Raw genomic sequence first — 25864 nt, 5'->3', positions numbered from 1 at the left:
GCAGCTCCCCTTTTCAGTCGCTATCGAGGGTGCACGATCAAGGCATGGGCGACATGTGCGTCGGCGGCCTCTTGAATTCGTTTCGGTGCCCGTCCAACTCTCCGCCACGAATATTCAGCGAAGGTCGTTCCGTACCATGACTCCAGACACCGCTTCCATCGAACCCCAGACGACGACGCCCCACACTCATGCCTTCGAGGCGGATGTCGCGCGGCTGCTGCACATGATGGTGCACTCGGTCTATTCGGATAAGACCGTGTTCCTGCGCGAGCTGATCTCGAATGCTGCCGACGCGTGCGAGAAGCTGCGCTACGAGGCGTTGAGCGCGCCCGAACTGCTCGGCGACGAGACCCGCACGCAGATCGCGCTCACGCTCGATCCCGAAGCGCGCACGCTCACGATCGAGGACAACGGCATCGGCATGACCGCCGACGACATGGGCGAGGCGCTCGGCACGATCGCGCGCTCGGGCACCAAGGCGTTCATGGACCGCATCGCCGCCAGCTCGGGCAGCGAAGGCGCACAGCTGATCGGCCAGTTCGGCGTCGGCTTCTATTCTGCGTTCATGGTCGCCGAAAAGGTCGACGTCGTCTCGCGTCGCGCTGGCGCCGACACTGCCTCGGTCTGGTCGTCGGACGGCCTCGGGACCTACACGATCACACCCGTCGACACCGCCGAAGCGCCTTCGCGTGGCACCCGCGTCGTGCTCCATCTGCTCGAGGACGCGACGTCGTTCACCGAGCGCTACACCGTCGAGCGGCTGATCAAGGACCAGTCGGGGCATGTCCCGGTCCCGATCACGCTGCGCGAAAAGCCCGATGCCGAACCGGTCGATATCGCAGATGGCGCCGCCTTGTGGACCAAGCCCAAGTCCGAGATCAGCACCGAAGACTATGCCGATTTCTATCGCAGCGTCTCCGGCCAGTTCGACGAGCCGGCGCTGACGCTCCACTACCGCGCGGAAGGCGTGCACGAATATTCGGTGCTCGCCTTCGTGCCCGGCGCCAAGCCGTTCGACCTGTTCGATCCCGACCGCAACGGCCGGATGAAGCTGTACGTCAAGCGTGTCTTCATCACGGACGATGCCGAGGTCCTGCCGCGCTATCTGCGCTTCATGCGCGGGCTGGTGGATCTCGTCGGATCTGCCGCTCAACGTCTCACGCGAGATGATCCAAGAAAGCCCGATGCTCGCCGCGATCCGCAAGGGCGTGACCGGCCGGGTGCTGAGCGAACTCGACAAGCTCGCGACACGCGATGCTGACGCGTATGCGAAGATCTGGGAGAATTTCGGCGCGGTCCTGAAGGAAGGACTGTACGAGGATTACGAACGCCGCGAGGCGCTGCTCAAGCTCGCGCGCTTCAAGACCACGACGTCCGGCGGCGCATGGCGTTCGGTCGCCGACTATGTCGGCGCGATGAAGGAGAACCAGACCGCGATCTATTACGCGGTCGGCACCGACCTCGACCGTCTTGAAGCCTCGCCGCAGCTCGAAGGGTTCCGCGCGCGGGCATCGAGGTCTTGCTGCTGCCGGACTCGGTCGACGGGTTCTGGGTAACGGCGGGCATCGACTCCGACGGCAAGCCGTTCAAGTCGGTCACGCAGGGCGCCGCCGATCTCGGGCTGATCCCGCTGGTCGATGGCGCGGAGGCCCCCACCGCCGATGCCACGCCCGAAGTCGCGGACTTCATCACCTTCGTGAAGACCACGCTCGGCGATGCGGTTTCCGAAGTTCGCGCGTCCGAGCGGCTCACCGACAGCGCGGTCTGCCTGGTCGCGGCGGATAGCGGGATGGACCGCCAGCTCGAACGCATCCTGGCGGCCAGCGGTCAGGCGATGCCGGCCGCCAAGCCGGTGCTGGAGATCAACCCGCGCTCGGCGTTGATCGCCAAGCTGGCCGCGCTCGGCGAGGACGAGACGGCGCTGCGCGAGGATGCCGCATACTTGCTGTTCGACGAAGCGCAGATCGCCGATGGCGAGCGGCCGCTCGATGCGCGGGCGTTTTCGGCGCGGCTGAGCCGGCTGTTCACGCGGGCGCTCGGGTAACCGGTTTGCGTTCTCCCCACCCTGCGAGGTGGGGAGAAGGCCGGCCTCACATCCGGACCACGCGCGTCCCGATCCGTTCCGCTTCGGCCGGGTCATGCGTCACCATCAGGATCGGCAACTTCAGCACGTCGCGAACGTGTTCGATCGCAACGAGCACTTCCTCGCGTCGGGCGCGATCCAGCGAGGACAGCGGTTCGTCGAGGAGCAGAAAGCGCGGGTGGCTAAGCAACGCGCGACCGATCGCGACGCGTTGCGCCTCGCCGCCCGACAATGTGCGCGGCCAGCGATCCAGAAGGTGACCGATGCCGAGGAACCCGATTTGCTCCTCGAACGCGTCATGCTCGCGGCCGGCGCCGTAGAGGAGGTTCGCCCGGACGCGCATGTGCGGGAAGAGGCGTGCGTCCTGGAATACATAGCCGGCGCGGCGACGTTCGGGGGGTACGTCGATACCGTTCCCGAACAGCGTTTCGCCGTCGACCGCGATGCGGCCGCGGTCGGGGCGGAGCAACCCGGCGATCATGTTGAGCACGCTCGACTTGCCGATGCCGGACGGACCGAACAGCACGGTGGCGCCATCGCCTGCGTCTAGCGTCAGCGCGACGTGCGCGTCGCCGAGACGCTTCTCGATATCGATCTCAAAGGACACGAAGGCCTCGCCCTGCGCGGCGCGTCAGCAGTTCGGACGCGATCAAAGCGATCAGCGACAACCCCACCGATACACATGATAATCGCCATACCAACGCGTCGGCACCGGGCTGCTGGAGCGCCGAATAGATCGCGAGCGGCAAGGTCTGCGTTTCGCCGGGCACGTTGGAGACAAACGTGATCGTTGCCCCGAACTCGCCGATCGATCGCGCGAAGCCGAGCACAGCACCGGCCAATACGCCCGGCACGCTGAGCGGCAGCGTGAGCGTCCAGAACACGCGCCACGGCCCCGCCCCCAGTGTCCGCGCCGCGTTTTCAAGGCGACGGTCGACCGCTTCGATCGAGATCCGCATTGCGCGCACCATCAGCGGCAATGCCATCACGCCCGCCGCAATTGCCGCGCCGGTCCAGTGGAATAACACCGTGACGCCGAACCAGTCCTGCAGCCACGCGCCGATCGGGCCATTGGGACCGAATGCAAGCAACAGCAGCCAGCCGGTCACGACCGGCGGCACCACCAGCGGCAAATGGATCGCCGCGTCGACCACGACTTTACCCGGAAAGCGGACCCGCGCGAGCAGCCACGCCAGTGCGAACGCGATCGGCAAGGTCACCGCCATCGCCACGCCGCCGACCTTGAGCGACAGCGCGACGATACCCCATTCGGCTGCATCGAGCATCTAGCGCGCGGAGAATCCGTAGCGAACGAAGATCGCCTTGCCCGCGGGCGAAACGAGGAAGCGACGGAAGCCCTCGGCCTCCGGGTTCGTCGATGTCATCAGCCGCGCGATCGGATAGGTGATCGCGGGATGCGTTGCGTCCGGGAAGACGCCAGCGATACGAACCTTGGCCGATGCCTTGGCATCGGTTGCGTAGACGATCGCGAGCGGCGCCGCGCCGCGCTCGACCAATGCCAGCGTCGCGCGGACATTCTCCGCACGCACCACTTTCGGCGAAACCTGCGCCCAGACGCCGAGGTTCTCCAGCGACGCCTGCCCGTACTTGCCGGCCGGGACCGCAGTATCCGCCATCGCCAATGGCCCGGCCGTGAGGACGCGAACAAGGGCGGCGGGCGGGCGCACCGGGATCCGCACCTTGCTGCCCGCCGGTGCCGCCACGACTAGGCGGTTCCCGAGGAACGTCACGCGGGTACTCGCGACGATTAGATTCTTCGTAGCGAGCGCGTTCATCCAGTCCTCGTCCGCCGACACGAACAGATCCGCGAGCGCACCGGCCTCGACCTGCCGCGCCAAAGCCGACGACGCCGCGAACGAAATTGTCGGCTTTACATGCCCCCTCTTCGCCCATGCGTCGGCAGCGGCGGTAAGCGATTCCTGTAGCGAGGCTGCAGCGAGCACTAGCGGCGGGCGCTGCTGTGCCTGGGCACCCGTCGCGCCAAGGCCGACCGTCATCACCAGCGCCGACGTCAGATACCGCATGCTGCTTGCCCCTCGAACTTTGCGCATACCGATATATAGCGCGGGACCATAACGCTAGCCGGTTCGATATGTTGCGCGCTTAGTTCGCCGTGACGCGTCCGGTCCGCGCGAGCTTGCCCCAGCCGACCAGCGGCCCCCGCAGAGCCTGCGCGATCGCCTTCAGCACGACGTAGTACATCACCTGACGGTAGCCGATCCGCTGCGGGATCAGCAACCAGAGCAACCGCCAGCGTTCCTTACGCTCAAGCGCAAACGCGATCGTTGCGGCAAGCAGGTCGATCGCGGTGAAGATCAACCAATAGGCGAGCATCGTATAGACGTCGTGGCTCGTCTGTTCCCAGCCATGCGCCTGCACCGCGAGATAGGTCGAGGCGAAGCTGACCAGCAGCGCGAGATCGATGATCGGCGAGATCGAGGCCAGCACGATCTGGAACACGATCGCCTGCGGCAACCCGACCCAACCAAGCCCGCGCGGATGCGACCGGCCGATCGCTGAGCGGTGCTTGTAGAGGCACTGCAACGTCCCGAACGCCCAGCGGAAGCGCTGTTTGGCGAGCGCGCGCATCGTCTCGGGCGCCTCGGTCCAGGCGATCGCGAACTGGTCGTACTGCACCTTCCAACCGTGACGCTGGATCGCGATCGTGAGGTCCTGATCCTCGGCGAGCGTGTCGTCGGGGTAACCGCCGACGCTACGGATCGCTTCGAGCCGCCACGCGCCGACCGCGCCCGGCACGACCGTCATCGCGTTCAGCCGGGCGAGCGCGCGCCGTTCGAGGTTCTGTGCGGTAATGTATTCGAGCGCCTGCCATTTGGTGATCAGGTTGACGCGGTTGCCGACCTTCGCATTGCCCGCGACCGCACCGAGCTTCGGATCGTCGAACCAACGGGCCAGACGCGCGATGGTCATCGGTTCGAACTGCGTATCGGCGTCGAGCGCAATCACGATCTCGCCACGTGCCAGTTCGAGCCCGCGGTTGAGCGCGCGCTTTTCCCCGTTCTCCAGCGTCAACAGGCGGACGCGGTCGTCGCTTGCGAACGCTTCGGACACGACGCGGCTGGTGCCGTCGCTCGAACCGTCGTCGATCACGATCACCTCGATCGCAACCTCTGCAGAGGCGAGCACGCCTTGTACGGCGCGGACGATCACGCGCTCCTCGTTGAACGCCGGGATCATCACGGTGACGAACCGCGACGGATCGATCGCCGGGAACACCGTCTTCAACTCGCGCCGCGCCTGGATGAGGGCGAGCGCCGACAGCGCCAAGGCGCGGATGATACCTATCGTGATCGCGATGCCGAAAATCCAGCGCAGCGCTACGACGATACCGCCAAGCGTGCTGAACAGCGCCAGATCGGCGACGGCGGCGACGCGGTCGCTCGACGAGATCACCGGCATCGACTGGTTGCGCGAAAGCCCGGCGAGCGTGGAGACGGGGACGAAGCTGTAGCCCATCGCGCGCAGCCGCTCGATAATCACCGGCAGCGCTGCGACGGTCTCCGCGCGGTTGCCGCCGGCGTCGTGGAGCAGGATGACGTTGCCGCTGCGTTCCGGATTGCCGGCCTCGACGCCGGCAATGGTCCGGTCGATGATCGCCTGCACGCCGGGGCGCTTCCAATCGTCGGGATCGACGTGGAGGCCGACCGAGATATAGCCGCGCTGCTGCGCTTCGAGCGCGGGGAGGATTTCGTCCGCGGTGCTCGGCTCGGCATCGCCGAAATAGGGCGCGCGGAACAGGCGCAATGACCGCCCGGTGAACGCTTGGAACAGCCGCTGCGTCGCGTTCAGCTCGTACTTCACCTGCCGCTGCGAGACGTTGGCGAGGTTGGGATGCGTATAGGTGTGGCTGCCGATCTCATGACCTTCATCGACCATGCGTTCGAGCAGCGGCCGCTCAGTCAGCGCGTTCTCGCCGATCACGAAGAACGTCGCCGGGGCATGCTCGCGCTTGAGCACGTCGAGGATCTGCGGCGTCCATTCGGGATCGGGGCCGTCGTCGAAGGTCAGCGCGAGTTGTTTCGGACGATAGCCGGTCCGCACCACGACATAGGGCGACGGCATCCGCGTGAAGACGACATCGGCGAGTGTGCCGTCCTTGGCCGGGACCGCGTCGCGGATGCCGGTGACGGGCTCGGCGGCGATCTTGAGGATCTCGCCGCTGCCCTCGATATCGACGTTGGTGCCGGCGGGCATCGCGTCGATCGCATCGGGGATCGGCAGTTTGCGATGTTCGCGACCCCAGATGGACCAGAGTCCGGGGTCCTCCGAGCCCAGACGCCAGAGCGCGACGCTGCCGAGGCCCGCCTTTTGCAGGAACGCGATCTGGTTGTAGGCCGACGCCGCATCGAGCAGCCAGACCTGATGCTGCACGCCGCCTTCGGAATAAGCGAAGCTGCTGTTGCCGCTCGCCTTGTCGAAGGTCGGCATCGTGCCCGAGTCCACCGCGTTCTGCCACGCTTCCTCGACATCGAGTGCATCGCCGTTGCCCGCATCGGCGCCCGCGTGCCAGTCATACGCGTACGAGCCGATCGCGACGACCAGCTTCGACGGGGGATACCGCGCGCTGCGTCGGCGACCATGCGCGCGAACCAGCGCTGCGAGGCGATCGGGCCGGGCGCGCCGCTGGTCTCGTGCTCGTCATACGCCATCAGGAAGACCTTGTCGGTCACCTTGGCGTAGGCGGGCAGGTTCCAGTCAGGGTTGCCGACCGGCGCAGCGATCGCGACCACCCAGCCGCGGCTCGCGAACCGCGCGCGTTTCGGCGAGGAACGTGCGGTAGTTGGGCTGCGCCGACGCGGGCAGGTCTTCGAAATCGTAGAACACGCCGCCGGCATGGTTGGCGCTGAGGAACGGCACGAGCTTGTCGAGGAAGGCCGCGCGTGCCTTGGGGTCGGCGAACAACGCCGCACTGCCAGCCCCGTCCCAGTTCCCGTCGACCGCGTTCTGCACCATTGGCAGGATCATCGGGCGATGGACCGCCTTGTTGAGGATGTCGCGCCCGGCCTGGTCGCGGAACACGGTGATGTGGTGATCCTTGCCGGTGATCGAGACCCAGCCGGGGATCAGCCAGTCGAGTTGTTCGACGTGCCGCGCGAGGCTGGCGGTGCTCGCCTCGTCCCACGGTGCGTGGAAGGCGATCGCGAGTGCGGGGTTGGCGCCGTTGCCGATACCGGGCTTGGCGGCGCTCGTCCCGAAGAGCTGCTTGGCGTAGTAATTGAGGTCGCGGCGGGTCTCGCGAAGGATACCGCCCCGCGGCGCGGGCAGCTTGTGGAGTGCGGGGTGCTCGGGCTCGATCGGCAGCAGCGGCGCGGTCGGCACCGCGCCGATCGAGACGGCGAACACCGCGATCGACAGCAGCAGCAGCGCGATGAACGCCGCGACGCCGAAGGTGAACCGCCGCCGACGACGGCCGCTTGCATCATAGAATACGGGATTGAGCGACATGGTGCGAGTATCAACCGGCCGAAGGAAAACGGCAACTCGCCGCAATAATTCGCTACAATGCCGTGCGTGGGAACGCTGCTGAAAAATGCGTCACGCGTAGTTTAGGGAGGAGCTGACAATTTCTGCATCCCCTCCCGCACGCGGGAGGGGACCGAGGGGTGGGCGCCCGGCCCGAACACATGCTGCGCTTGACGATAGCGCGAGCCCACCCCCAACCCCTCCCGCTTACGGGAGGGGGAAGGTCAGCCGATCAGCGGAACTTGCCGCTGAGCGAGACGCCGATGATCCGCGGCTCGTTGAACACCGCTGCCATGTAGTTCTCGATCACGCCCTTAAGGTTCTTCTCGCCAGTGATGTTGCGCGCGAATACCGCCAACTCATACGCATCGTCCGGCGCCGCGTAGCCGATCTTCAGGCCACCTTCGAAGTTGCCGTTCGAAGTGAACTCCTTGGTCTTGTACAGCACGAACTGCGTGTAGCCCTGGATGTTGAAGTCGCCCGCGATGAACGCGCGACCGCCATTACCGAGCGGCTGGTCGTACCGCGCGGTGAGGTCGACGTTGTATTCCGGCGCATTCGGCAGCGGCTCGCCGTCGATCTTGACCAGGTATGTCGTACCGAACGGACCGACGATCGCCCGCGGCGTCCGCGATGGCGTGCAGACCACGACGCTGTTGAGCGCGCAGATCTGTACCTCGGTGGTCTTGTCGCGGATCGCGCTGTGCAGCAAGCTGAGCCCTGCGCCCAGCGTGAGGTTCGGGACAGGCTTCCAGTTTGCTTCGGCTTCCATGCCGTAGGCCTCGGCCTTGTTGCCGTTGAACAGGATGCCGTTGCCGTTCACATCGTTGCCGTTGAGCTGGATGTCGTTGACGCGGTAGCCGAACACCGTCGCGTTGAGGCTCAGCGTGTTGTCGAGCAGACGCGTCTTGATCCCCGTCTCCCACGACAGGATCGTCTCCGAGTTCGCGGTCGAGAAGTCGGAGTTGAACACCGCCGAACGCCCCTGGATCGTCGGTCCGCGGAAGCCCTGAGCTACGCGCGAATACAGGCTAATGTCGGGGTTCGCCTGATACAGGATGCTCGCATCCCAGCTTGGCTTGGTCGACTTCAGCGTGACGTCGCGACGGAAGCCTGCCGGGTACTGGTTGACGCCCAGCGCATTCTGGACGGTCTTCAGCAGTTGCGTACGCTTCTTGTCCTCGGTGATGCGACCGCCGAGCGTGACCGTCAGCTTGTCCATCAGCTCGTAGCTGACTTGGCCGAAGCCCGCCCACGACGTGTTGACGTCGTGCAGCCGTACCCAGTTGTTGGGGTTCGGCCGGGTTCCGTTCACGTCCGGCGCGGTCAGGAAGAACGTCCGCTGGTAGAAATCGGTGATGTCGCGGTTGTCGAAATACAGGCCGCCGAGCTGCCAATTGAAGCGGCCGCCGGGGGTGCCGGCAATACGCAGTTCCTGCGACCATTGGTCAAGATCGCGGATCTGCCCCTGCGACTCGCCAAAGCCGTTCGCGCGCCCATTGAACGGAAAGCTGACGGCCGCACCACCATCGGTATCGCCGCGGCTGAAGCCCGACGTCGTCTCGTACGCAGTGATCGAGGTCAGCGTGGCCGGACCGAAGTCGTAGGCTGCGCGCGCCGAGCCGCCATAGGTGTTGTAGCTCTGCGGATTGTCGTTCCCCTCGTCGAGCGCCACCGTATTGCGCGGTTCGGCCGACACGTCGTTCGAGCCCTTTTTCAGCGCGCCGCGGTGGAACAGCGTCGAGGTGCCGTCATACCAGCGGGCATGCCCCGACAGGTCGAGCGTGAAGCGCTCGCCCGGGGTCAGCATCAGCTGGACGCGGACGTTACGGTCGTCGAAGCCGCCCATCGCATTGTTGCGCGGCGTCGCGGTGCTGTCCGCGCTGACGCCTGCGAACCGGTTGTCGATATAGTTTTCGCGGTGCTGGATCAGCGTCGAGAGACGGATCGCCAGCAGGTCCTTGATCAGCGGACCACCGACACCGGCGTCGAGGCTGACGCTGTTGTACGAGCCGACCGAGGCCGACGCGCGGCTGTCGAACTCGTTGGTCGGCTTGTTGGTGTCGAACTTGATGATGCCCGCAGTGGTATTGCGCCCGAACAGCGACCCTTGCGGACCGCGCAGCACTTCGACCTGACGGACGTCGAACACCGGGTTCGACTTCAGCACGACATGCTCGAGGATCACGTCGTCCTGGATGATCGTGACCGGCTGCGAGGCGCCGAGGTAGAAATCGATGTTGCCGAGCCCGCGGATGTAGAAGCGCGGGAAGATGCGGCCGGTCGTCGATTCGACGTACAGTCCGGGGACGCGACCCGACAGCGCGAGCAGCGTGTCGTCGCCGCCGGCGGTATAGGCGCGCAGCGCGTCACCCGATGCGACACCGACCGAGAGCGGCACCTTCTGGAGGTTCTCGGAGCGACGCTCGGCGGTGACGACGATATCGCCGAGACCTTCCTCGGGAGCAGCCTGCTCCTGAACGGGCGCTGCCTGCGCGAACGCGGCCGTACCACCCACAACCGAACCAAACGCGACGCCGAGCATCAGCGCCGACTTAACGAGCGAAATCTTCACGATGATATTCCCCAATCGTGCGGCGCCGTCCCTGACGAGAAGCCGCACATCCCAAAATACAACGTCGTTGATCGTCCTCGACCATCCTCCCCGGACGGCACGACGACGCCTCGCGACGCTCACTCCCCAGGCCGGCGGTTAGGTCGGGATTGTGTTAGGATGATGACAGTTGGTTGCGGCGTTTTGGGACTGGCGCCGGTTTGCAACACGGTGCGATATTTTTGCCGATGGCAGGGAGCGGGAACGCCATGCTAGCTTCAACCTATGGGCTTGGTGATGCGATTTTGGCTGACCATTCGGCGTTCGGGTTGGTTCGAGCCCAGTGCGACCGGCGGCCTCTTCCCGTTCCCTTTCGCCTGGCAGGCCTGGGCGATTATGGCGGCGTTTATCGCCGCGATCGCGGCGAGCGTCATACTGCACGGCGAAGCGGCCTGGCTGACCCGGATTATCCTGTGCGTCGGCTACATCGCGTTTGGAATCGCAACGTACGAGTGACGGCGACGGGCAGATGAGGAGGGAGCGGCTTGGGCGTAAACGATCTCTACCCCCGTCATGCCAGCGAACGCTGGTATCTCCCGGTTCGAGCCGGACGTGCGCCCCGGAGATACCCCAGCATTCGCTGGGGTGACGGCGGTTGGTGATGGGAGAACAAGAGCGAACTGTCGTTCGAACGCGGCCTCAGTCGCGCCGCGGCAAAGCCGCGTCGTCGGACGACACGACCGAGGACGAGCTCGATCGGTCGCCGTCCGGCTTGGCGCTAGCCTCAGCTAAGCCGCGGCGCGACTTAGCCTTAGGCGCCTACGCGTCGTCGCCCATCCTGAGCGCTGCGATAAACGCCTCCTGCGGGATGCTGACAGACCCGTATTCGCGCATCTTCAGCTTGCCCTTCTTCTGCTTCTCCAGAAGCTTCTTCTTGCGGCTCGCGTCGCCGCCATAGCATTTGGCGGTCACGTCCTTGCGCATCGCGCTGATCGTCTCGCGCGCGATCACCTTGCCACCGATCGCCGCCTGGATCGGAATCTTGAACAGATGGCGCGGGATCAGTTCCTTGAGCCGCTCGACCATGCCGCGGCCGCGCACTTCGGCGGTGCCGCGGTGGACGATCATGCTCAGCGCGTCGACCGGCTCCTCATTGACGAGGATGCCCATCTTGACGAGGTCGCCCTCGCGGTAGCCGATTTGGTGATAGTCGAAGCTGGCATAGCCCTTCGACATCGATTTCAGCCGATCGTAGAAGTCGAACACGACCTCGTTCAGCGGCAGTTCGTAGGTCGCTTGGGCACGACCGCCGACATAGGTGAGGTTCTTCTGGATGCCACGGCGATCCTGGCAAAGCTTCAGGACGCTGCCGAGATACTCGTCGGGGACGTAGATCGTCGCCTCGATCCACGGCTCGCTGATCGTCGCGATCTTGTTCGGCTCGGGCATGTCGGCGGGGTTGTGCAGCTCGATATGCGTCGTGCCGGACGGATCGGGGTGAGTCAGCTCGATCTCATAGACAACGGACGGCGCGGTGGTGATCAGGTCCAGATCATATTCGCGCGTCAGCCGCTCCTGGATGATCTCCAGATGCAGCAGCCCGAGGAACCCGCAGCGGAAGCCGAAGCCCAGTGCGGCCGACGTCTCCATCTCGAACGAGAAGCTCGCATCGTTGAGCCGCAGCTTCGAGATGCTCTCGCGCAGCTTCTCGAACTCGGCGGCATCGACCGGGAACATCCCGCAGAACACGACCGGCTGGACTTCCTTGAAGCCCGCGAGGGCCTCCAATGCAGGCCGCTTCGCATCGGTGATCGTGTCGCCGACGCGGGTCTGCGCGACCTCTTTGATCTGCGCGGTGATGAAGCCCATCTCGCCGGTGCCGAGCTCGGTCAGCTGCTCGATCTTCGGGCGGAAACAGCCGACCCGGTCGACCAGATGCATCGTGCCGGTCTGCATGAACTTGATCTGCTGGCCCTTCTTCAGGACCCCGTCGATCACGCGCACCAGGATGACGACGCCGAGATACGGATCGTACCAGCTGTCGACCAGCATCGCTTTCAGCGGCGCCTCCGGGTCGCCGCTGGGCGGTGGGATCTTGGTGACGATCGCCTCGAGGATCTCGACGATGCCGATGCCCGACTTTGCCGACGCCAGCACCGCCTCGGATGCATCGATGCCGATCACGTCCTCGATTTCCTTGCGCACCTTCTCGGGTTCGGCGGCGGGCAGATCGATCTTGTTGATCACCGGCACGATCTCGTGGTCGTGCTCGATCGACTGGTACACGTTGGCAAGCGTCTGCGCCTCGACGCCCTGCGCGGCATCGACCACCAGCAGCGCGCCTTCGCACGCGGCGAGGCTGCGGCTCACTTCATAGGCAAAGTCGACGTGGCCCGGCGTGTCCATCAGGTTGAGGACGTAATCGAGGCCGTCCTTGGCGTGATACGCAAGGCGCACGGTCTGCGCCTTGATCGTGATCCCGCGCTCCTTCTCGATGTCCATGTTGTCGAGCACCTGCTCGGACATTTCGCGCGCGGTCAGGCCACCAGTTTCCTGGATCAGCCGGTCGGCGAGCGTCGACTTGCCATGGTCGATATGGGCGATGATGGAAAAATTGCGGATGCGGTCGAGCGGAGTCATGCCGCGCTCCTAGCAGCGCCGTCGCGTGCGCGATAGATCGCGGAAGCAGCTGATATTTGTCTTGCCCGGACCCGCGGTCGCGGCTAGGGGGCTCACCGGCAATGTTGTCGGGGCGTGGCGCAGTCTGGTAGCGCACTGGTCTCGGGGTCCAGGGGTCGTAGGTTCGAATCCTATCGCCCCGACCATTGCCGATTTTTCGGGGCAAGTGCCCCCTTCCCCGAGCTGAATTTCCGATCGACGTGTCGCACGCCCCCTAGGGGCCCCGTGGTCGGACATCCGCGTCGATCTCGATCCATGCGCCGAACCGTATCGACCCTCCCCCGCCAAGGGGAGGATCGTAGGAAGGGCATCGTCGGCGGGCTCAGGCGATTTTTTCGAGCGGCGCATCGGGACGGTCCGCGTGCGCACGGAAGCGCGCGGCAGTGGCTTGCGTGTAGGGCTTGGCCATTACCGTCGACACCGTCACCGAGTCCGCCGTCGCATGGTCCGGCGTGAGGGTGAGCAGCGTGAACCCCTTGCCGTCCTGGTCGCAGAAGCGGACTTCACCCTTGTTGGCGTCGGCTATCAGTGTGCCGATGCCGGGGAGCAGCGAGCCGTAGGACGGGCTGGTGATCGCGGTGCAGCCGAACTCCGCGGCGACCAGCTTGCCCGATGCGTCGTGCAGATCGTTCGCCCACGCCGCGTGGCTGTCGCCCGAGAGCACGATCGGCCGCGACTTCGCGCGCTGGAACGCCGCATACAGACGCTCGCGGGCGGGCGGATACCCGTCCCAGCTGTCGAACCCGAACGGCAGGCCGGCACGATACGAGGCGATGCTCGCGGTCAGCCGCTCGCGCCAGATCGCGGGCAGCTTCGCCATCGTCTCGGCGAACTTCACCGGTCCGAGCTGGCGCTCCATGTCGGGGCCCGCGACCTTCGCCATCACCACCTGGTTGCCGAGCACCTGCCACGGCTTGCCCGCCGCGACCGAACTAGCCATCGTTTTCTCGACCCAGGCCAATTGCGCCGGTCCGAGCAGTTCGCGATCGGTGCGCGCGCGCTCGGCGAGCATCGGTGCATATTCGGCGGGTGTGATCTCCTCGCCCTTCGACACGACCTGATGGCTGCGCGCGAGCAGCCGCGTCTCGACCATCACCAGCGTCGCGAGATCGCCGAAGTCGAAGCTGCGGTTGATCGCGGCCCAGGGCTGGCCGGGCTTGGGATCGCGGATCGGCATCCACTCGAAGTACGCCTGCATCGCCGCCGCCTTCCGCGCGTCCCAGTCGCCTTCGGTCTTCGGATCGTGATTCTCGGCACCGTGCATCCAGTCGTCGTTGGCGACTTCGTGATCGTCCCAGACGCAGATGAACGCGGCGCGGGCGTGGGCGGCCTGCATGTCGACGTCTCGCTTCACCTGCGCGTGGCGCATACGATAATCGGCGAGGCTGACGATCTCGTGGCGTGGCTCGACCAGGCGGCCGATCTTCTTGGCGATGTCTGCGCCATAGCCGTCGACGCCATATTCGTAGATGTAGTCGCCAAGGTGGAGCACCGCGTCGAGCCGATCGAGCTTGGCGATCGCGTCATAGGCGTTGAACAGCCCGCCCGCGTAGAGCTGGCACGAGACGACGGCCATCACGACATCGGCGACCTTGCCCTTCGGCAGCGTGCGGAACCGGCCGACCGGCGAGCGCGTGCCGTCGGCGGCGTCGAACCAGTAGCGATACTCGCGGCCCGGCTGGAGCCCGGTTGCGTCTACCTTAACGGTGAAATCGCGTGCCGCACGCGCCTTGACGGTGCCCGAACGGAGCGACTTGCCGCCCTCGGTCTCCGCAACGTGCCACGTCAGTGCGATGTCGCGGGCTTGCGTCGCCTCGGCCGGAGTCGCACGCGTCCAGAGGATCGCGCCGTCGATCGCGGGATCACCGCTCGCGACACCGTGATCGAAGCGTACCTTCACTGCGCCCGCCGCCCGCGATGCGACTGCGGGCAGCACAAGCGTGGCACCGGAGCCGGCGAGTTTGAGGGCGTTCTTCAAGGCATCGCGGCGGTTGATCGTCATCGGCTCAAGCTTTCGTGTCGGGTGTTGGCCGCCTGCTACCTCTGATCGAAGACACCCCGGTGGCAGCGATGTGACACGCGCGTTACGCAATAGTCATCTTGCTTTCATCATTGCGACGTCGAAACGTCACGCGCCGCCCCTAGTGCCTCCCCAACGACACGGGGGACTTAATGACACGCATCTTCACGCGGCTCGCAGTTGCGACGCTCGCCACGACCTGCTCGACCGCCGCACTTGCGCAGGCGTCGGCACAGATGGCGGCAGCGGCCGACGTCCAGGCCAGCACGCCAAACGATGAGATCGTCGTCACCGCGCAGAAGCGCGAACAGCGGATCGCCGATGTCCCCGTCACCGTCACCGCAGTGACCGGCGCGAAGATGGCCGCGATCGGCGTCAATTCACTGACCGAGGTCGCCGCCTATATTCCCGGCCTGCAGATCCAGGAGCAGAGCGCGAACAATCCGGGCTTCGTGATCCGCGGCATCACCTCGGACAACGGATCGTCGCAGCAGGGCGCCCGCGTCACGCTCTATTACAACGGCATCGACATCAGCCGGTCGCGCGGCGCGTATCAGGACCTGTACGACCTGGAGCGGATCGAGGTCGTGAAGGGCCCGCAGGCGACCTTGTTCGGCACCGCCGCCGCGGTCGGCGCGATCAGCGTCATTTCGGCGAAACCACAGCCCGGCGTGTCGGGCGCGATCAACGGATCGTACGGCAATTTCAACCGGACGCAGGTGTCGGGCTTCCTCAACGCCGGCAACGACGTGCTCGCCGGGCGGATCGCCTTCGCCTACAAATACCGCGACGGCTATGTCCGCAACATCGCCGGCGACGCGAACGTGCCGAACCAGAACCAGGGCGGTGTCGATCAGGACGATCTGAACGGCCAGGACCAGCGCGGCATCCGCGGATCGCTGCGCTATCGCCCGAGCGACAGCATCACCGCCGATCTCGTCCTGACCTATGACGGCCAGCGCAATCCCGGCACCGCGTTCAAGAGCCGCGCGCATGCCCCGACCGGCGGCCAGACCGGCGACTATGGCTATGCCGAACTGTCGGGCTCGCCGTACAGCGCGGCGGTGCTCGGCGCTCGGAAACTCGGGCTCGACCGCAACGTCTACGACGCCAATTTGACGATCACCGCGGAGCTGTCGCCGGGGATCACCTTCACCACCGTCAACGGCTATCGCCGGTTCGACGCACTTGAGATCTTCGACGCTGATGGTGGACCCGCCGCCTATCTCGAATTCGCCGAGGATGCGAAGGGCGACCAGTGGAGCCATGAAAGCCGGTTCGCCTTCGAAGGGCCGAAGTATCGCGCCTCGGTCGGCTGGAACGCGTTCTTCGAAAACGGCTTCCAGCGCGTTCCGTTCGCGACGGAAGAGGGCACGTATCTCGCCTGCTCGGTTGCCGCGGCGTATCAGCCGATCCGGACCGCGCTCAACCGCGCGGGCATTCCGACCGAGACCGGCTGCGTCGCCGCCAACGGCACAATCCCGGCCACCCGCGCGACGTCGATCCTGACCGGCGGACGTGCCACCGCAATACCTTACGCGGCAGAGTTCACGAACTTTGGTAGGAACAATACCTACTCGGTGTTCGCCGACGCGACGTATATCCCGGTGCCCGCGCTCGAGCTGACCGCCGGCGCCCGCATCCTGATCGAGGATCGCCAGTCGGGGTATTCCTCGGTCCAGCCGAACTCGGTGATCCTCGCATCGCTCGGTATCCAGTCGACCCTGCTCGGCACGGCGAACACCAACGGCAGCAAGTTCGTCGCCGAGAGGAGCTTCACCGCGATCCTGCCGCGCTTTAACGCGCTGCTGAAGCTCAACAGGGCGGTCAATCTGTACGGCACGATCAGCAAGGGCCGGCGCTCGCCGGTGGTCCAGCTTGCCGCACAGCGCACCGCGTTCGGCGTCGGTCCCAACCTCCAGATCATTCCGGAAGAGAAGGTCTGGAATTACGAAGGCGGCATCAAGGGAAGCGTCGGACCGTTCAGCGGCGCCGCCTCGGTGTTCTACCAGACCTATGACGGCTTCCAGTTCTCGGTGACGAGCAACGGCGTGACGACGGTCCGTAGCGCGGACTCGGCCAACAGCGTCGGCGTCGAGCTCGAAGGCAATCTGAAGCTCGCGTCGTATCTCTCTGCCTCCGCGACGTTTGCGTATATTGATGGCGGGATCGGCGACGACGTCGCGAACGGCCCCTATGCCGGCAACCAGTTCCGCCTTCAGCCCAAGACGACGGCGTCGGGCGGCCTGATCCTGCGCGCGCCAGTGGGCGGCGTGACCGTCTACGCGACCCCCAGCGTGACCTACAAATCGAAGGTCTTCTTCGAGCTGCCGAACACCGAGGCGGTCAGCCAGAGGGGCTATACGCTGGTCAACCTCCGCGCCGGGCTGGAGTTCGCGCAGGGCCGCTACAGCGTCGGCGGCTTCGTCCGGAACGCGACCAACAAGCGCTACCTGATCGACGCGGGCAACACCGGCGGGGGCTTCGGCATCCCGACCTACATCGCCGGCGAGCCACGCTTCTACGGCGTCGAGCTGGGCGCGAAATTCTAACTCTCACGCATCATTACACACCACGCAACCATCCCCGGGGGGACCAAGCATGACGTTCGAGACCATCTATACCGACGGCGATATCGATACCAATCCGACCGCGAACCCGCATCTCAACGACCTGATCGAGGTGCGCTATTCGCGGCGCCAGACCTTGATGGGCGGTATGTCGGCGACGGCCGCCGCGGTGTTCGGCGGCATGTTGCTGACCGGGTGCGACGACGACAATAACGGCGGCTCGGACCCTTCCACGGTGACCGCGACCGCCGGGGGCAGTTCGACCGCCGGCCGCGTCGCGACGCTGACCGGTGCCGCGATCGGCCAGGTCGACAGCGTGAGCTGGACGCAGACGGCTGGACCGACGGTAACGCTGGCAGGCGCGACGACGACGGTTGCGACGTTCGTCGTGCCGGGTGCCACCGCAGGCACGGTGCTGAGCTTCCTGTTCACCGCCGTTTCGGCAAGCGGATCGGTCACCGCGACGACCAGCGTGACGGTCGGCGCGGCGTCGCTGGGCTTCACGGCGGTTGCGAAGAGTCTCGCCGATGTGGTTGCAGTACCGTCGGGATACGCCGTCACCGTGTTGTATCGCCTCGGCGATCCGATCGGCAGCGGCGTCGGCGCCTATGCCAATGACGGCACCGATGCGACCTTCTCGAAGCGCGCGGGCGATCACCATGACGGCATGAGCTATTTCGGGATGTCAGCGACCGGTACGCCCGACGCGAACGGCAACACGCGCGGCCTGCTCGTGCTCAACCATGAGAACATCACGCAGGCCTATCTGCATCCGAACGGTGCGACCACGACCGGCGGTGTCCGTCCCGAGGCCGAAGCGCTGAAGGAGATGGAGTGCCACGGCGTGTCGGTGATCGAGATCAACCGCGCCGCCGCCTGGAGCTACACGACCGCGTCGTCGTTCAACCGTCGCATCACGCCGCTGACGCCGATGAGCTTTTCGGGGCCGGTGCGCGGCGCCGACAGCCTCAAGACGCGCTACTCCCCCGACGCCACCACAGGTCGCGGCACGATCAATAATTGTGCCAATGGTACAATGCCTTGGCACACGTATTTGACGAACGAAGAGAACTGGGTTGGCTATTTCAAGCGTGAAGTCGGCGATGCCGCGCGCCGTGCGGCGACCGGCGCGGTTGGTGTGAAGGCCAACACGTCGCTGACGCGATATGGCAAGTCCGAGAGCAATACCGGCGGCAATTACGGGTGGTCGACAGTGGCCCCGGCGGACACGACCAGCACGTTGTATTCGCGGTGGAACATCACCGCGCAGGCCGGTGCGCCCGCCGACGGCTCGGGCGATTTCCGAAACGAGATCTTCCAGTACGGCTGGGTGGTCGAGATCGATCCGTTCGATGCCACCTCGACGCCGCGCAAGCGGACTGCGCTGGGTCGCATGAACCACGAGGGCTGCCAGATCGGCCGGACGATCGCGGGCGTGAAGCCGGCCTTCTACATGGGCGACGACGCGCAGAACGAATATATCTACAAGTTCGTGTCGGCCACGCCGTGGTCTGTGGCGGATGCGAGCGCGGCGAACCGCTTGGCGATCGGCGACAAGTATCTGGATACCGGAACGCTTTACGTGGCGAAGTTCGCAGCGGATGGTAGCGGTCAATGGATGCCGCTGGTGTTCGGCCAGGGGCCCCTCACCTCCGCCAATGCGGCCTATTCGTTTGCTAGCCAGGTCGATGTGCTGATCAACACGCGGTTGGCGGCGGATGCGCTGGGTGCGACGCGGATGGATCGGCCGGAGTGGACTGCGGTCAACCCTGCGACGGGCGAGATGTATTGCACGCTGACCAACAATTCGTCGCGGACCGTGGCAACGGCGGATGCACCCAACCCGCGCGCCTATGTCGATCCGAAGACTACCGGCGGGCAGACCACGGGTAACGCCAATGGGCACGTCATCCGCCTGCGCGAGACGGGGGATACGTCCGAGGCGCTGACATTCGCCTGGGACATTTATGCGTTCGGCGCGGGCTCCGATCTGGATGCTACCAACATCAACCTGTCGGGGCTCGATGCGACCAACGACTTCTCATCGCCGGACGGCCTGTGGTTCGGCCTGCCAAGCAACGCCTCGGGGACGATCGCGCCGGTGATGTGGATCGAGACCGACGATGGGGCATTCACGGACGTCACCAACTGCATGCTGCTCGCGTCGGTCCCGGGGATCGTCAACGACGGTGGCACGCGGACGGTGACCAGCACGATCGGCGCGGCGACCGGCTCGGTGACAACGCGCGTCGGCAAGGCACCGGGGGCGGCGCTACGCCGCTTCCTGGTGGGGCCGAAAGAGTGCGAGATCACCGGCATCCACTCGACGCCCGATGGCCGCTCGCTGTTCGTCAACATCCAGCATCCCGGCGAGAATGGCGGGCCGACCAACATTACAAGTAGCTGGCCGGCGAACCAGGCAGCTCCGGTCGCAGCCCCGTCGCGGCCCCGGTCGGCGACGATCGTGATTACGAAGAACGATGGGGGTGTTGTCGGGCTTTAGGCTTGGGCTTTTCAGCGAGGTCGGGGACTGGGGTCACTAGCCTGTTCGGCTTGACCCTGGGCTCCCGCCTTCGCGGGAGAACGGGCGAGTGCGGTCACCTCCCCCAAACACACCTCCCCGGCGCAGGCCAAGGCCTAATTGGGAAGGTCGATGTAATGAAGGATGGTCTGTCATTACCTTTGTTTCCCAATTGGGCCCCGGCCTTCGCCGGGGAGGTAATTACTTGAGCGTATCAAAGCCGCAAACACTCAGTCGCCCGCGGGAATCCGCGCCAGTGCCTCCTGCTCGATCTTCTCCAGCTCGTCGCGCGTCTGGACGATCGCCTCGCGTTGCGCGTCGAGCAGGTCGATCCGCTGCCGACACCGTTCGGCCAGCGCGCGCATCTGCTCGACATGCTGCGGATCGGCGTCGTAGAGATCGAGGAACTCCTCGATGTCGCGTAGCGTGAAGCCGAGGCGTTTGCCGCGCAGGATCAGCTGCATCCGCGCCACTTCACGCCGCGTGTAGACCCGCGTTGTGCCGATCCTACACGGTTCGATCAGCCCCTTGTCCTCGTAGAACCGCAACGTCCGCGCGCTCACGCCGAGCATGCGCGAGACCTCCTGTATGCCGGTAAGATCGTCCTGTCGGTCGTTCACGCGTCCACTCCCTCGCCTCCGTCGCTGCGGCCTTTGCGGCCTCTTCTGCAACAAGCTCCTTTTTGGAAAGCTTGCCGATCAGCGTCTTGGGGAGACTGTCGCGGATTTCGACCTCGCGGGGAAGCTCGATCTTGCTGATCTTGTCGCGGAGAAAATCGCGCAGTTCTAGCGGGGTAGCGACCGCACCTTCGGCCAGCACGACGAACGCCTTGGGGGCCTGACCGCGGTATTTGTCGGGCACGCCGATCACGACCGCTTCGAGCACCGCGGGGTGTTCGTACAGCGCCTCCTCGATCACGCGCGGATAGACGTTGTAGCCGCCGGCGAGGATCAGGTCCTTGATCCGGTCGACGATGAACAGATAGCCGTCCGCGTCGAGATACCCGACGTCGCCGGTGCGCAGCGCGCCGTCGGCGAACAAGTCGGCGGTGGCGGCGGGCTTGTGCCAATAGCCCTGCGTGATCTGCGGACCGCGCGCGCAGATCTCGCCATTCTCACCTACGGGCAGCAGCCGGGTTGGGTCCTCGCGGTCGCGGATCTCGATCGTCGTGCCGGGAAAGGGCAGCCCCGCGGAGCCTGGCTTGTTAAGGCCATCGATCGGATTACACGTGATGATCGGCGAGGCTTCGGACAGGCCGTAGCCCTCGCATAACTTTGCACCGGTTGCCGCCTCGAACGCGATCCGCACCTCCGCCGGCAGCGGTGCGCCGCCGGAAATGCAGGCGTGGATCGAGGACAGATCGATCTTTTGAGTCTCGGCAGCGGTCGTGATTGCCGCGTAGATCGTCGGCACTGCGGGGAAATAGCTCGGCTTGGTGCGCTCGATCGTTTTCAGCAGCGCTCCGAGTTCGAACCGCGGCATAAGGATCATCTCCGCACCGGTGCGGATCGAATAGGTCAGCACGGTGGTCAGCGCGAAGACGTGGAACAGCGGCAGCGCGCCGAGCACGCGGTCCTGGTGCGGTTGCTCGCCGCCGACGAACACCACCATCGCATCGGCGTTCGCGACGAGGTTGGCGTGACTGAGCATCGCCGCCTTGGGCTCGCCGGTCGTGCCGCCGGTATATTGCAGCACCGCGACCTCGTCCGGGGAAACGGTAACGGGGGACGGCGCACCCTTCGCCTTGAGCAGCGCGTCGAACGTGGAATGGCGCGCGTCAGTCGGTGCCCGACCGATCTCGGCGCACTTGAAGATGCGGTAGGCGATCGACTTCAGCGTCGGCAGAGCGCCTGCGATCGGACAGGTGATGACATGCTTCACGCCCATCTGCCCTGCGACCTTGAGGACGCGCGCGTGGATCTCGGCGATGTCGCAGGTGGCAATGATCGTCGCGCCCGAATCCTCGAGCAGATGCGCCAGCTCGCGCTCGACATAGAGCGGGTTCACATTGACGACGACGCCGCCCGCCTTGAGGATCGCGAAGAACAGGATCGGATAATAGGGCGTGTTCGGCAGGCAGAGCGCGACGCGCGTGCCCTTCACGACGCCCATGTCCTGGAGTCCGCGTGCTGCCCGGTCGACCGACTCACCGAGCGCGGCATAGGTCAGCGTCCGCCCCATGAAGTCGAGCACGTTGCGCGACCCGAACCGGCGCACCGACGTGTCGAGCATGTCGCCCAGGAGCCGTGGCTCGCCCCGCAATGGCATGCCGATCGCCTTGCCCCCGGAAGTGTCCTGCATCTCGCTCTCCATTACTCGATGTGCGTAAGCCATATTGTCGGCCGCTTCACCTTGACGTAAAGGTGAGGTATCGCACCTTAAGGGTAACCCGCAAGCGTTAACCGGGTCGACCGCAACATGAGAGGATCATCGTGACCAACGTCGTCATCACCGGGTACGCCCGTTCGCCGTTCCACCTCGCCGGCAAGGGCGAGCTCGCCCGTGTCCGTCCGGACGATCTCGCCGCGCAGACGATTCGCGGGTTGCTCGACAAGACCGGCATCGATCCGGCCGAGATCGAGGACATCATCCTCGGTTGCGCCTTCCCCGAGGGCGAGCAGGGCCTCAACGTCGCCAAGCTGATCGCGCAGATCGCCGACCTGCCGATCTCGGTCGGCGGCATGACGGTCAACCGGTTCTGCGGCTCATCGATGAGCGCGATCCACATCGCGTACGGCCAGATCGCGGTCGGCGCGGGCGAGGCGTTCATCTGCGCCGGCCTCGAATCGATGAGCCGCGTGCCGATGGGCGGCTACAACCCCTCCCCAACCCCGAGCTCGCGAAGAAGAGCGCCGGCGCGTACATGGGCATGGGCGAGACTGCGGAGAACGTCGCGCGGCAATACCAGATCACGCGGGCCGAGCAGGATGCGTTCGCGGTAAAGAGCCAGGACAAGGCTGCCGCTGCGCGTGCGGATGGCCGCTTGTCCGACGAGATCGTGACGATCCAGACCAAGGCGGGCCCGGTCAGCCAGGACGGCACGATCCGCGCCGGCACGACCACCGCGGCGCTTGCCGGCTTGAAGCCTGCGTTCAGCGCGGATGGGTCGGTGACCGCCGGCACCTCGTCGCCGCTGACCGATGGTGCGTCGGCAGTGCTGGTCACCTCGGAAGAGTTCGCCAAGAAGCATGGCCTGACGATCCTCGCGCGGATCAAGTCGATCGGTGTGTCGGGCTGCGCGCCCGAGACGATGGGGCTCGGCCCGATCGGTGCGTCGAAGAAGGCGCTGGAGCGTGCCGGGATCACCGTCGCCGACCTCGACGTGGTCGAGATCAACGAGGCGTTCGCGAGCCAGGCGATCGCCTGCATCCGCGACCTCGGGCTGAAGGACGAGACGATCAACCTCGACGGCGGCGCGATCGCGATCGGCCATCCGCTCGGCGCGACCGGCGCTCGGATCGTCGGCAAGGCGGCTGCGCTCTTGTCGCGCGAAGGTGGCCGTTATGCGCTGGCGACGCAGTGCATCGGCGGCGGTCAGGGCATCGCAACAGTGCTGGAGCGCGCATGATGGTCAATGCTGTGAAAAAAGTCTGCGTCATCGGCGCGGGCGTCATGGGCGCAGGCATCGCGGCGCAGGTCGCCAATGCCGGCATCCCCGTGTTGCTGCTCGATATCGTACCCCGAGAGGGTGACGACCGCGATGCGGTGGCGAAGGGCGCGGTCGCCAAGATGCTCAAGACCGACCCGGCGCCGTTCATGTCGAAGCGGGCGGCCAAGCTGGTCGAGACCGGCAACATCGACGATCACCTCGACCGCGTCGCCGAGTGTGACTGGATCGTCGAGGCGATCGTCGAGCGGCTCGACATCAAGCAGGCGCTCTACGCCAAGCTCGAGGCGCTGAAGCGTCCGGGCACCGCGGTGTCGTCGAACACCTCGACGATCCCGCTGGGCAACCTCGTCGAGGGGCGGTCGGACCAGTTCAAGGCCGACTTCCTCATCACGCACTTCTTCAACCCGCCGCGCTACATGCGGCTGGTCGAGATCGTCCGTGGTGAGCATACCGACGTCGCGGTCGCCGAGACGGTCGAGGATTTCGTCGATCGTTTCATGGGCAAGCGGATCGTCCGCGCGAAGGATACGCCGGGCTTCATCGCCAACCGGATCGGCACCTATTGGCTGGCGATCGCGATCAACGCGGCGATGGACCAGGGGCTGACCGTCGAGGAAGCCGACCAGATCGGCGGCCGTCCGATGGGCGTGCCGAAGACCGGGATCTTCGGGCTGATCGACCTCGTCGGTGTGGACCTGATGCCGCTGCTGTCGAAGAGCCTGTCGTCCACGCTGCCGGCCGGCGATCCGTATTTCGATACGATCCGCCCGCTGCCGCTCGTCGATAAGATGATCGCGGAAGGGTTCACCGGCCGCAAGGGCAAGGGTGGGTTCTACCGCTTCGACAAGGCGACGCGGACCAAGCTGTCGCTCGATCTCGCGACCGGCGAGTATCGGCCTGAGGCCAAGCCGGCGGAGTTGCCCGGCAAGACCGGCAAGGATCTTGCTGCGCTGATCGCCGAGCCGGGCAAGATCGGCACTTATGCCTGGACGATCCTCGGCAGCGTTCTGTCCTACGCGGCGATGCTCGTCGGTGAGGCTGCGGACGATATCGTCGCGATCGATGACGCGATGAAGCTTGGGTATAATTGGAAATACGGGCCGTTCGAGCTGATCGACCGGATGGGTCCCGGCGTGCTCGCCGCGCGGCTTGCCGACGAAGGTCGCGACGTTCCGGCGATCCTGACGACCGCGGGCGATCGTCCCTTCTACCGCATCGAGAACGGCCAGCGTCAGTATCTCACCGCGGGCGGCGAGTATGCCGACGTGCCGCGCGCGGACGGTGTCGAACTGCTGGAGGATATCAAGCTCCGCTCGCAGCCGATCCTTCAGAACCTGTCGGCGTCGCTCTGGGACGTCGGCGACGGCGTCGCGGCGCTCGAGTTCCACACCAAGATGAACGCGCTCGACGATCAGGTCGTCGCGCTCATCAACGAGGCGATCCCGCTCATCCGCGAGCGTTTCAAGGCGCTGGTGGTGTATAACGAAGCATCGAACTTCTCGGCGGGTGCGAACCTGGGCGCGGCGATGTTCGCGGTCGGGGCGGGCCTTTGGGACATGGTCGAGGCTAGCGTCTCGGGTGGTCAGCAGGCATACAAGGCGCTCAAATACGCGCCTTTTCCGGTCGTCAGCGCGCCTGCCGGGCTCGCGCTCGGCGGCGGGTGCGAGATCCTGCTCCACTCCGATGCGGTGCAGGCGCATGCCGAGACCTATGCCGGCCTCGTCGAGTGCGGCGTCGGGCTGGTTCCCGGCTGGGGTGGCAATGGCGAGATGCTAGACCGCTGGACCAAGTCGCGGACGCTGCCGAACGGGCCGATGCCGGTGCTGACCAAGGTGTTCCAGGCTGTTTCCACCGCGCAGGTCGCCAAGTCGGCGGCGGAGGCGAAGGAGATGATGATCCTACGCAAGGACGACGGCATCACGATGAACCGCGACCGGTTGCTGGCCGATGCAAAGGCCAAGGCGTTGTCGCTGGTCGAGGGTTATGCGGCACCGGAGAAGCCGACCTTCCGCCTTGCCGGCGAGAGCGGCCGGACGGGGCTGAACATGGCGGTGGCGGACTTCCACAAGAAGGGGATGGCGACCGAGTACGACCTCGTCGTCGCGGATCGCCTTGCGGAAGTGCTGACTGGCGGCGAAGCCGATCTGGTTGACACCGTGACCGAGAACCAGTTGCTCGACCTCGAGCGCGCGGCGTTCATGTCAAGCGTCAAGGATCCGCGCACCCAGGCCCGCGTCGTCCACATGTTGCAGACGGGCAACCCGCTACGCAACTGACCCTGTTTCCCCACGAAAGCGGGGGCCCAGGATCAAGCAGCGCCGC

General features: G+C 65.6%; 12 protein-coding genes, 1 tRNA gene and 3 pseudogenes. 7 read left to right on the top strand and 9 right to left on the bottom strand.

The features are described 5' to 3' along the window. Positions 1 to 136: 136 nt before the first annotated feature. Positions 137 to 2044 (top strand): annotated as a pseudogene (htpG, locus tag QP181_RS05290) (molecular chaperone HtpG). 46 nt (positions 2045 to 2090) lie between these two features. Here the strand turns inward: htpG and QP181_RS05285 are convergent. From QP181_RS05285 to QP181_RS05265, 5 genes and pseudogenes are all read right to left on the bottom strand, one after another. After that, on the bottom strand, positions 2091 to 2690 hold the full coding sequence (locus tag QP181_RS05285; RefSeq protein ID WP_333927875.1) for an ATP-binding cassette domain-containing protein: 600 nt from the start codon (positions 2688 to 2690) through the stop codon (positions 2091 to 2093). Continuing rightward, the gene (gene modB / locus QP181_RS05280) at positions 2680 to 3369 is read right to left on the bottom strand and encodes a molybdate ABC transporter permease subunit (protein WP_333927874.1); all 690 of its coding nucleotides are present in this window, start codon (positions 3367 to 3369) and stop codon (positions 2680 to 2682) included. The genes QP181_RS05285 and modB overlap by 11 nt, the downstream gene beginning before the upstream one ends. Continuing rightward, a complete protein-coding gene (gene modA, locus QP181_RS05275; RefSeq protein WP_333927873.1) occupies positions 3370 to 4128 on the bottom strand; it encodes a molybdate ABC transporter substrate-binding protein in 759 nt (252 codons plus the stop codon). Between the two features lie 79 nt (positions 4129 to 4207). After that, positions 4208 to 7570, bottom strand: a pseudogene (locus QP181_RS05270) (polysaccharide deacetylase family protein). A 250-nt stretch (positions 7571 to 7820) separates the two neighbouring features. Beyond that, positions 7821 to 10133, bottom strand: coding sequence for a TonB-dependent receptor (locus QP181_RS05265; protein WP_333929560.1), 2313 nt, complete (start codon positions 10131 to 10133; stop codon positions 7821 to 7823). A gap of 294 nt (positions 10134 to 10427) precedes the next feature. Between QP181_RS05265 and QP181_RS05260 the strand changes: the two genes are divergently transcribed. After that, positions 10428 to 10658, top strand: a complete 231-nt coding sequence (locus tag QP181_RS05260) for a hypothetical protein (RefSeq protein WP_333927872.1) — start codon at positions 10428 to 10430, stop codon at positions 10656 to 10658. A 303-nt stretch (positions 10659 to 10961) separates the two neighbouring features. On the opposite strand, the gene lepA is transcribed toward QP181_RS05260, so the two are convergent. Beyond that, positions 10962 to 12782: a translation elongation factor 4 gene (lepA, locus tag QP181_RS05255; protein ID WP_056049136.1), complete on the bottom strand. Its 1821-nt coding sequence runs from the start codon at positions 12780 to 12782 to the stop codon at positions 10962 to 10964. A gap of 108 nt (positions 12783 to 12890) precedes the next feature. On the opposite strand from lepA, the gene QP181_RS05250 reads away from it, so the two are divergent. Next, positions 12891 to 12967, top strand: a tRNA-Pro gene (locus QP181_RS05250). Between the two features lie 176 nt (positions 12968 to 13143). Here the strand turns inward: QP181_RS05250 and QP181_RS05245 are convergent. After that, positions 13144 to 14823: an alkaline phosphatase D family protein gene (locus QP181_RS05245; protein ID WP_333927871.1), complete on the bottom strand. Its 1680-nt coding sequence runs from the start codon at positions 14821 to 14823 to the stop codon at positions 13144 to 13146. 170 nt (positions 14824 to 14993) lie between these two features. Between QP181_RS05245 and QP181_RS05240 the strand changes: the two genes are divergently transcribed. Continuing rightward, positions 14994 to 17393 (top strand): TonB-dependent receptor, encoded by a 2400-nt coding sequence (locus QP181_RS05240; protein ID WP_333927870.1) that lies wholly within the window; start codon positions 14994 to 14996, stop codon positions 17391 to 17393. A 49-nt stretch (positions 17394 to 17442) separates the two neighbouring features. Next, entirely contained in the window at positions 17443 to 19914 is a 2472-nt protein-coding gene (locus tag QP181_RS05235) for a PhoX family protein (RefSeq protein ID WP_333927869.1), read from the top strand. A 248-nt stretch (positions 19915 to 20162) separates the two neighbouring features. Here the strand turns inward: QP181_RS05235 and QP181_RS05230 are convergent, their stop codons facing one another. Both QP181_RS05230 and QP181_RS05225 read right to left on the bottom strand, forming a co-directional pair. After that, positions 20163 to 20504 (bottom strand): MerR family DNA-binding protein, encoded by a 342-nt coding sequence (locus tag QP181_RS05230; protein WP_235982539.1) that lies wholly within the window; start codon positions 20502 to 20504, stop codon positions 20163 to 20165. Further along, complete coding sequence (locus QP181_RS05225) at positions 20440 to 22233, bottom strand: long-chain-fatty-acid--CoA ligase (protein WP_333927868.1); 1794 nt, start codon at positions 22231 to 22233, stop codon at positions 20440 to 20442. Before QP181_RS05225 ends, QP181_RS05230 begins: the two co-directional genes overlap by 65 nt. A gap of 131 nt (positions 22234 to 22364) precedes the next feature. Between QP181_RS05225 and QP181_RS05220 the strand changes: the two are divergent. Both QP181_RS05220 and QP181_RS05215 read left to right on the top strand, forming a co-directional pair. After that, positions 22365 to 23500 (top strand): annotated as a pseudogene (locus QP181_RS05220) (thiolase family protein). Continuing rightward, positions 23500 to 25818, top strand: a complete 2319-nt coding sequence (locus QP181_RS05215) for a 3-hydroxyacyl-CoA dehydrogenase NAD-binding domain-containing protein (protein ID WP_333927867.1) — start codon at positions 23500 to 23502, stop codon at positions 25816 to 25818. Before QP181_RS05220 ends, QP181_RS05215 begins: the two are co-directional and overlap by 1 nt. Positions 25819 to 25864: the final 46 nt, after the last annotated feature.

The organism is Sphingomonas sp. LR55, assembly GCF_036856015.1.
Lineage (GTDB): Bacteria > Pseudomonadota > Alphaproteobacteria > Sphingomonadales > Sphingomonadaceae > Sphingomonas.
Note: the sequence above shows the minus strand (reverse complement) of the source record. Positions and strands in the feature narration are given on the sequence as shown.

Excerpts from the sequence above, each read along its gene's own strand:
- modB (WP_333927874.1), bottom strand. The coding sequence starts at position 3,369 with ATGCTCGATGCAGCCGAATGGGGTATCGTCGCGCTGTCGCTCAAGGTC.
- modA (WP_333927873.1), bottom strand. The coding sequence starts at position 4,128 with ATGCGGTATCTGACGTCGGCGCTGGTGATGACGGTCGGCCTTGGCGCG.
- QP181_RS05265 (WP_333929560.1), bottom strand. The coding sequence starts at position 10,133 with ATGCTCGGCGTCGCGTTTGGTTCGGTTGTGGGTGGTACGGCCGCGTTC.
- QP181_RS05260 (WP_333927872.1), top strand. The coding sequence starts at position 10,428 with ATGGGCTTGGTGATGCGATTTTGGCTGACCATTCGGCGTTCGGGTTGG.
- lepA (WP_056049136.1), bottom strand. The coding sequence starts at position 12,782 with ATGACTCCGCTCGACCGCATCCGCAATTTTTCCATCATCGCCCATATC.
- QP181_RS05245 (WP_333927871.1), bottom strand. The coding sequence starts at position 14,823 with ATGACGATCAACCGCCGCGATGCCTTGAAGAACGCCCTCAAACTCGCC.
- QP181_RS05240 (WP_333927870.1), top strand. The coding sequence starts at position 14,994 with ATGACACGCATCTTCACGCGGCTCGCAGTTGCGACGCTCGCCACGACC.
- QP181_RS05235 (WP_333927869.1), top strand. The coding sequence starts at position 17,443 with ATGACGTTCGAGACCATCTATACCGACGGCGATATCGATACCAATCCG.
- QP181_RS05230 (WP_235982539.1), bottom strand. The coding sequence starts at position 20,504 with ATGCTCGGCGTGAGCGCGCGGACGTTGCGGTTCTACGAGGACAAGGGG.
- QP181_RS05225 (WP_333927868.1), bottom strand. The coding sequence starts at position 22,233 with ATGCAGGACACTTCCGGGGGCAAGGCGATCGGCATGCCATTGCGGGGC.
- QP181_RS05215 (WP_333927867.1), top strand. The coding sequence starts at position 23,500 with ATGGTCAATGCTGTGAAAAAAGTCTGCGTCATCGGCGCGGGCGTCATG.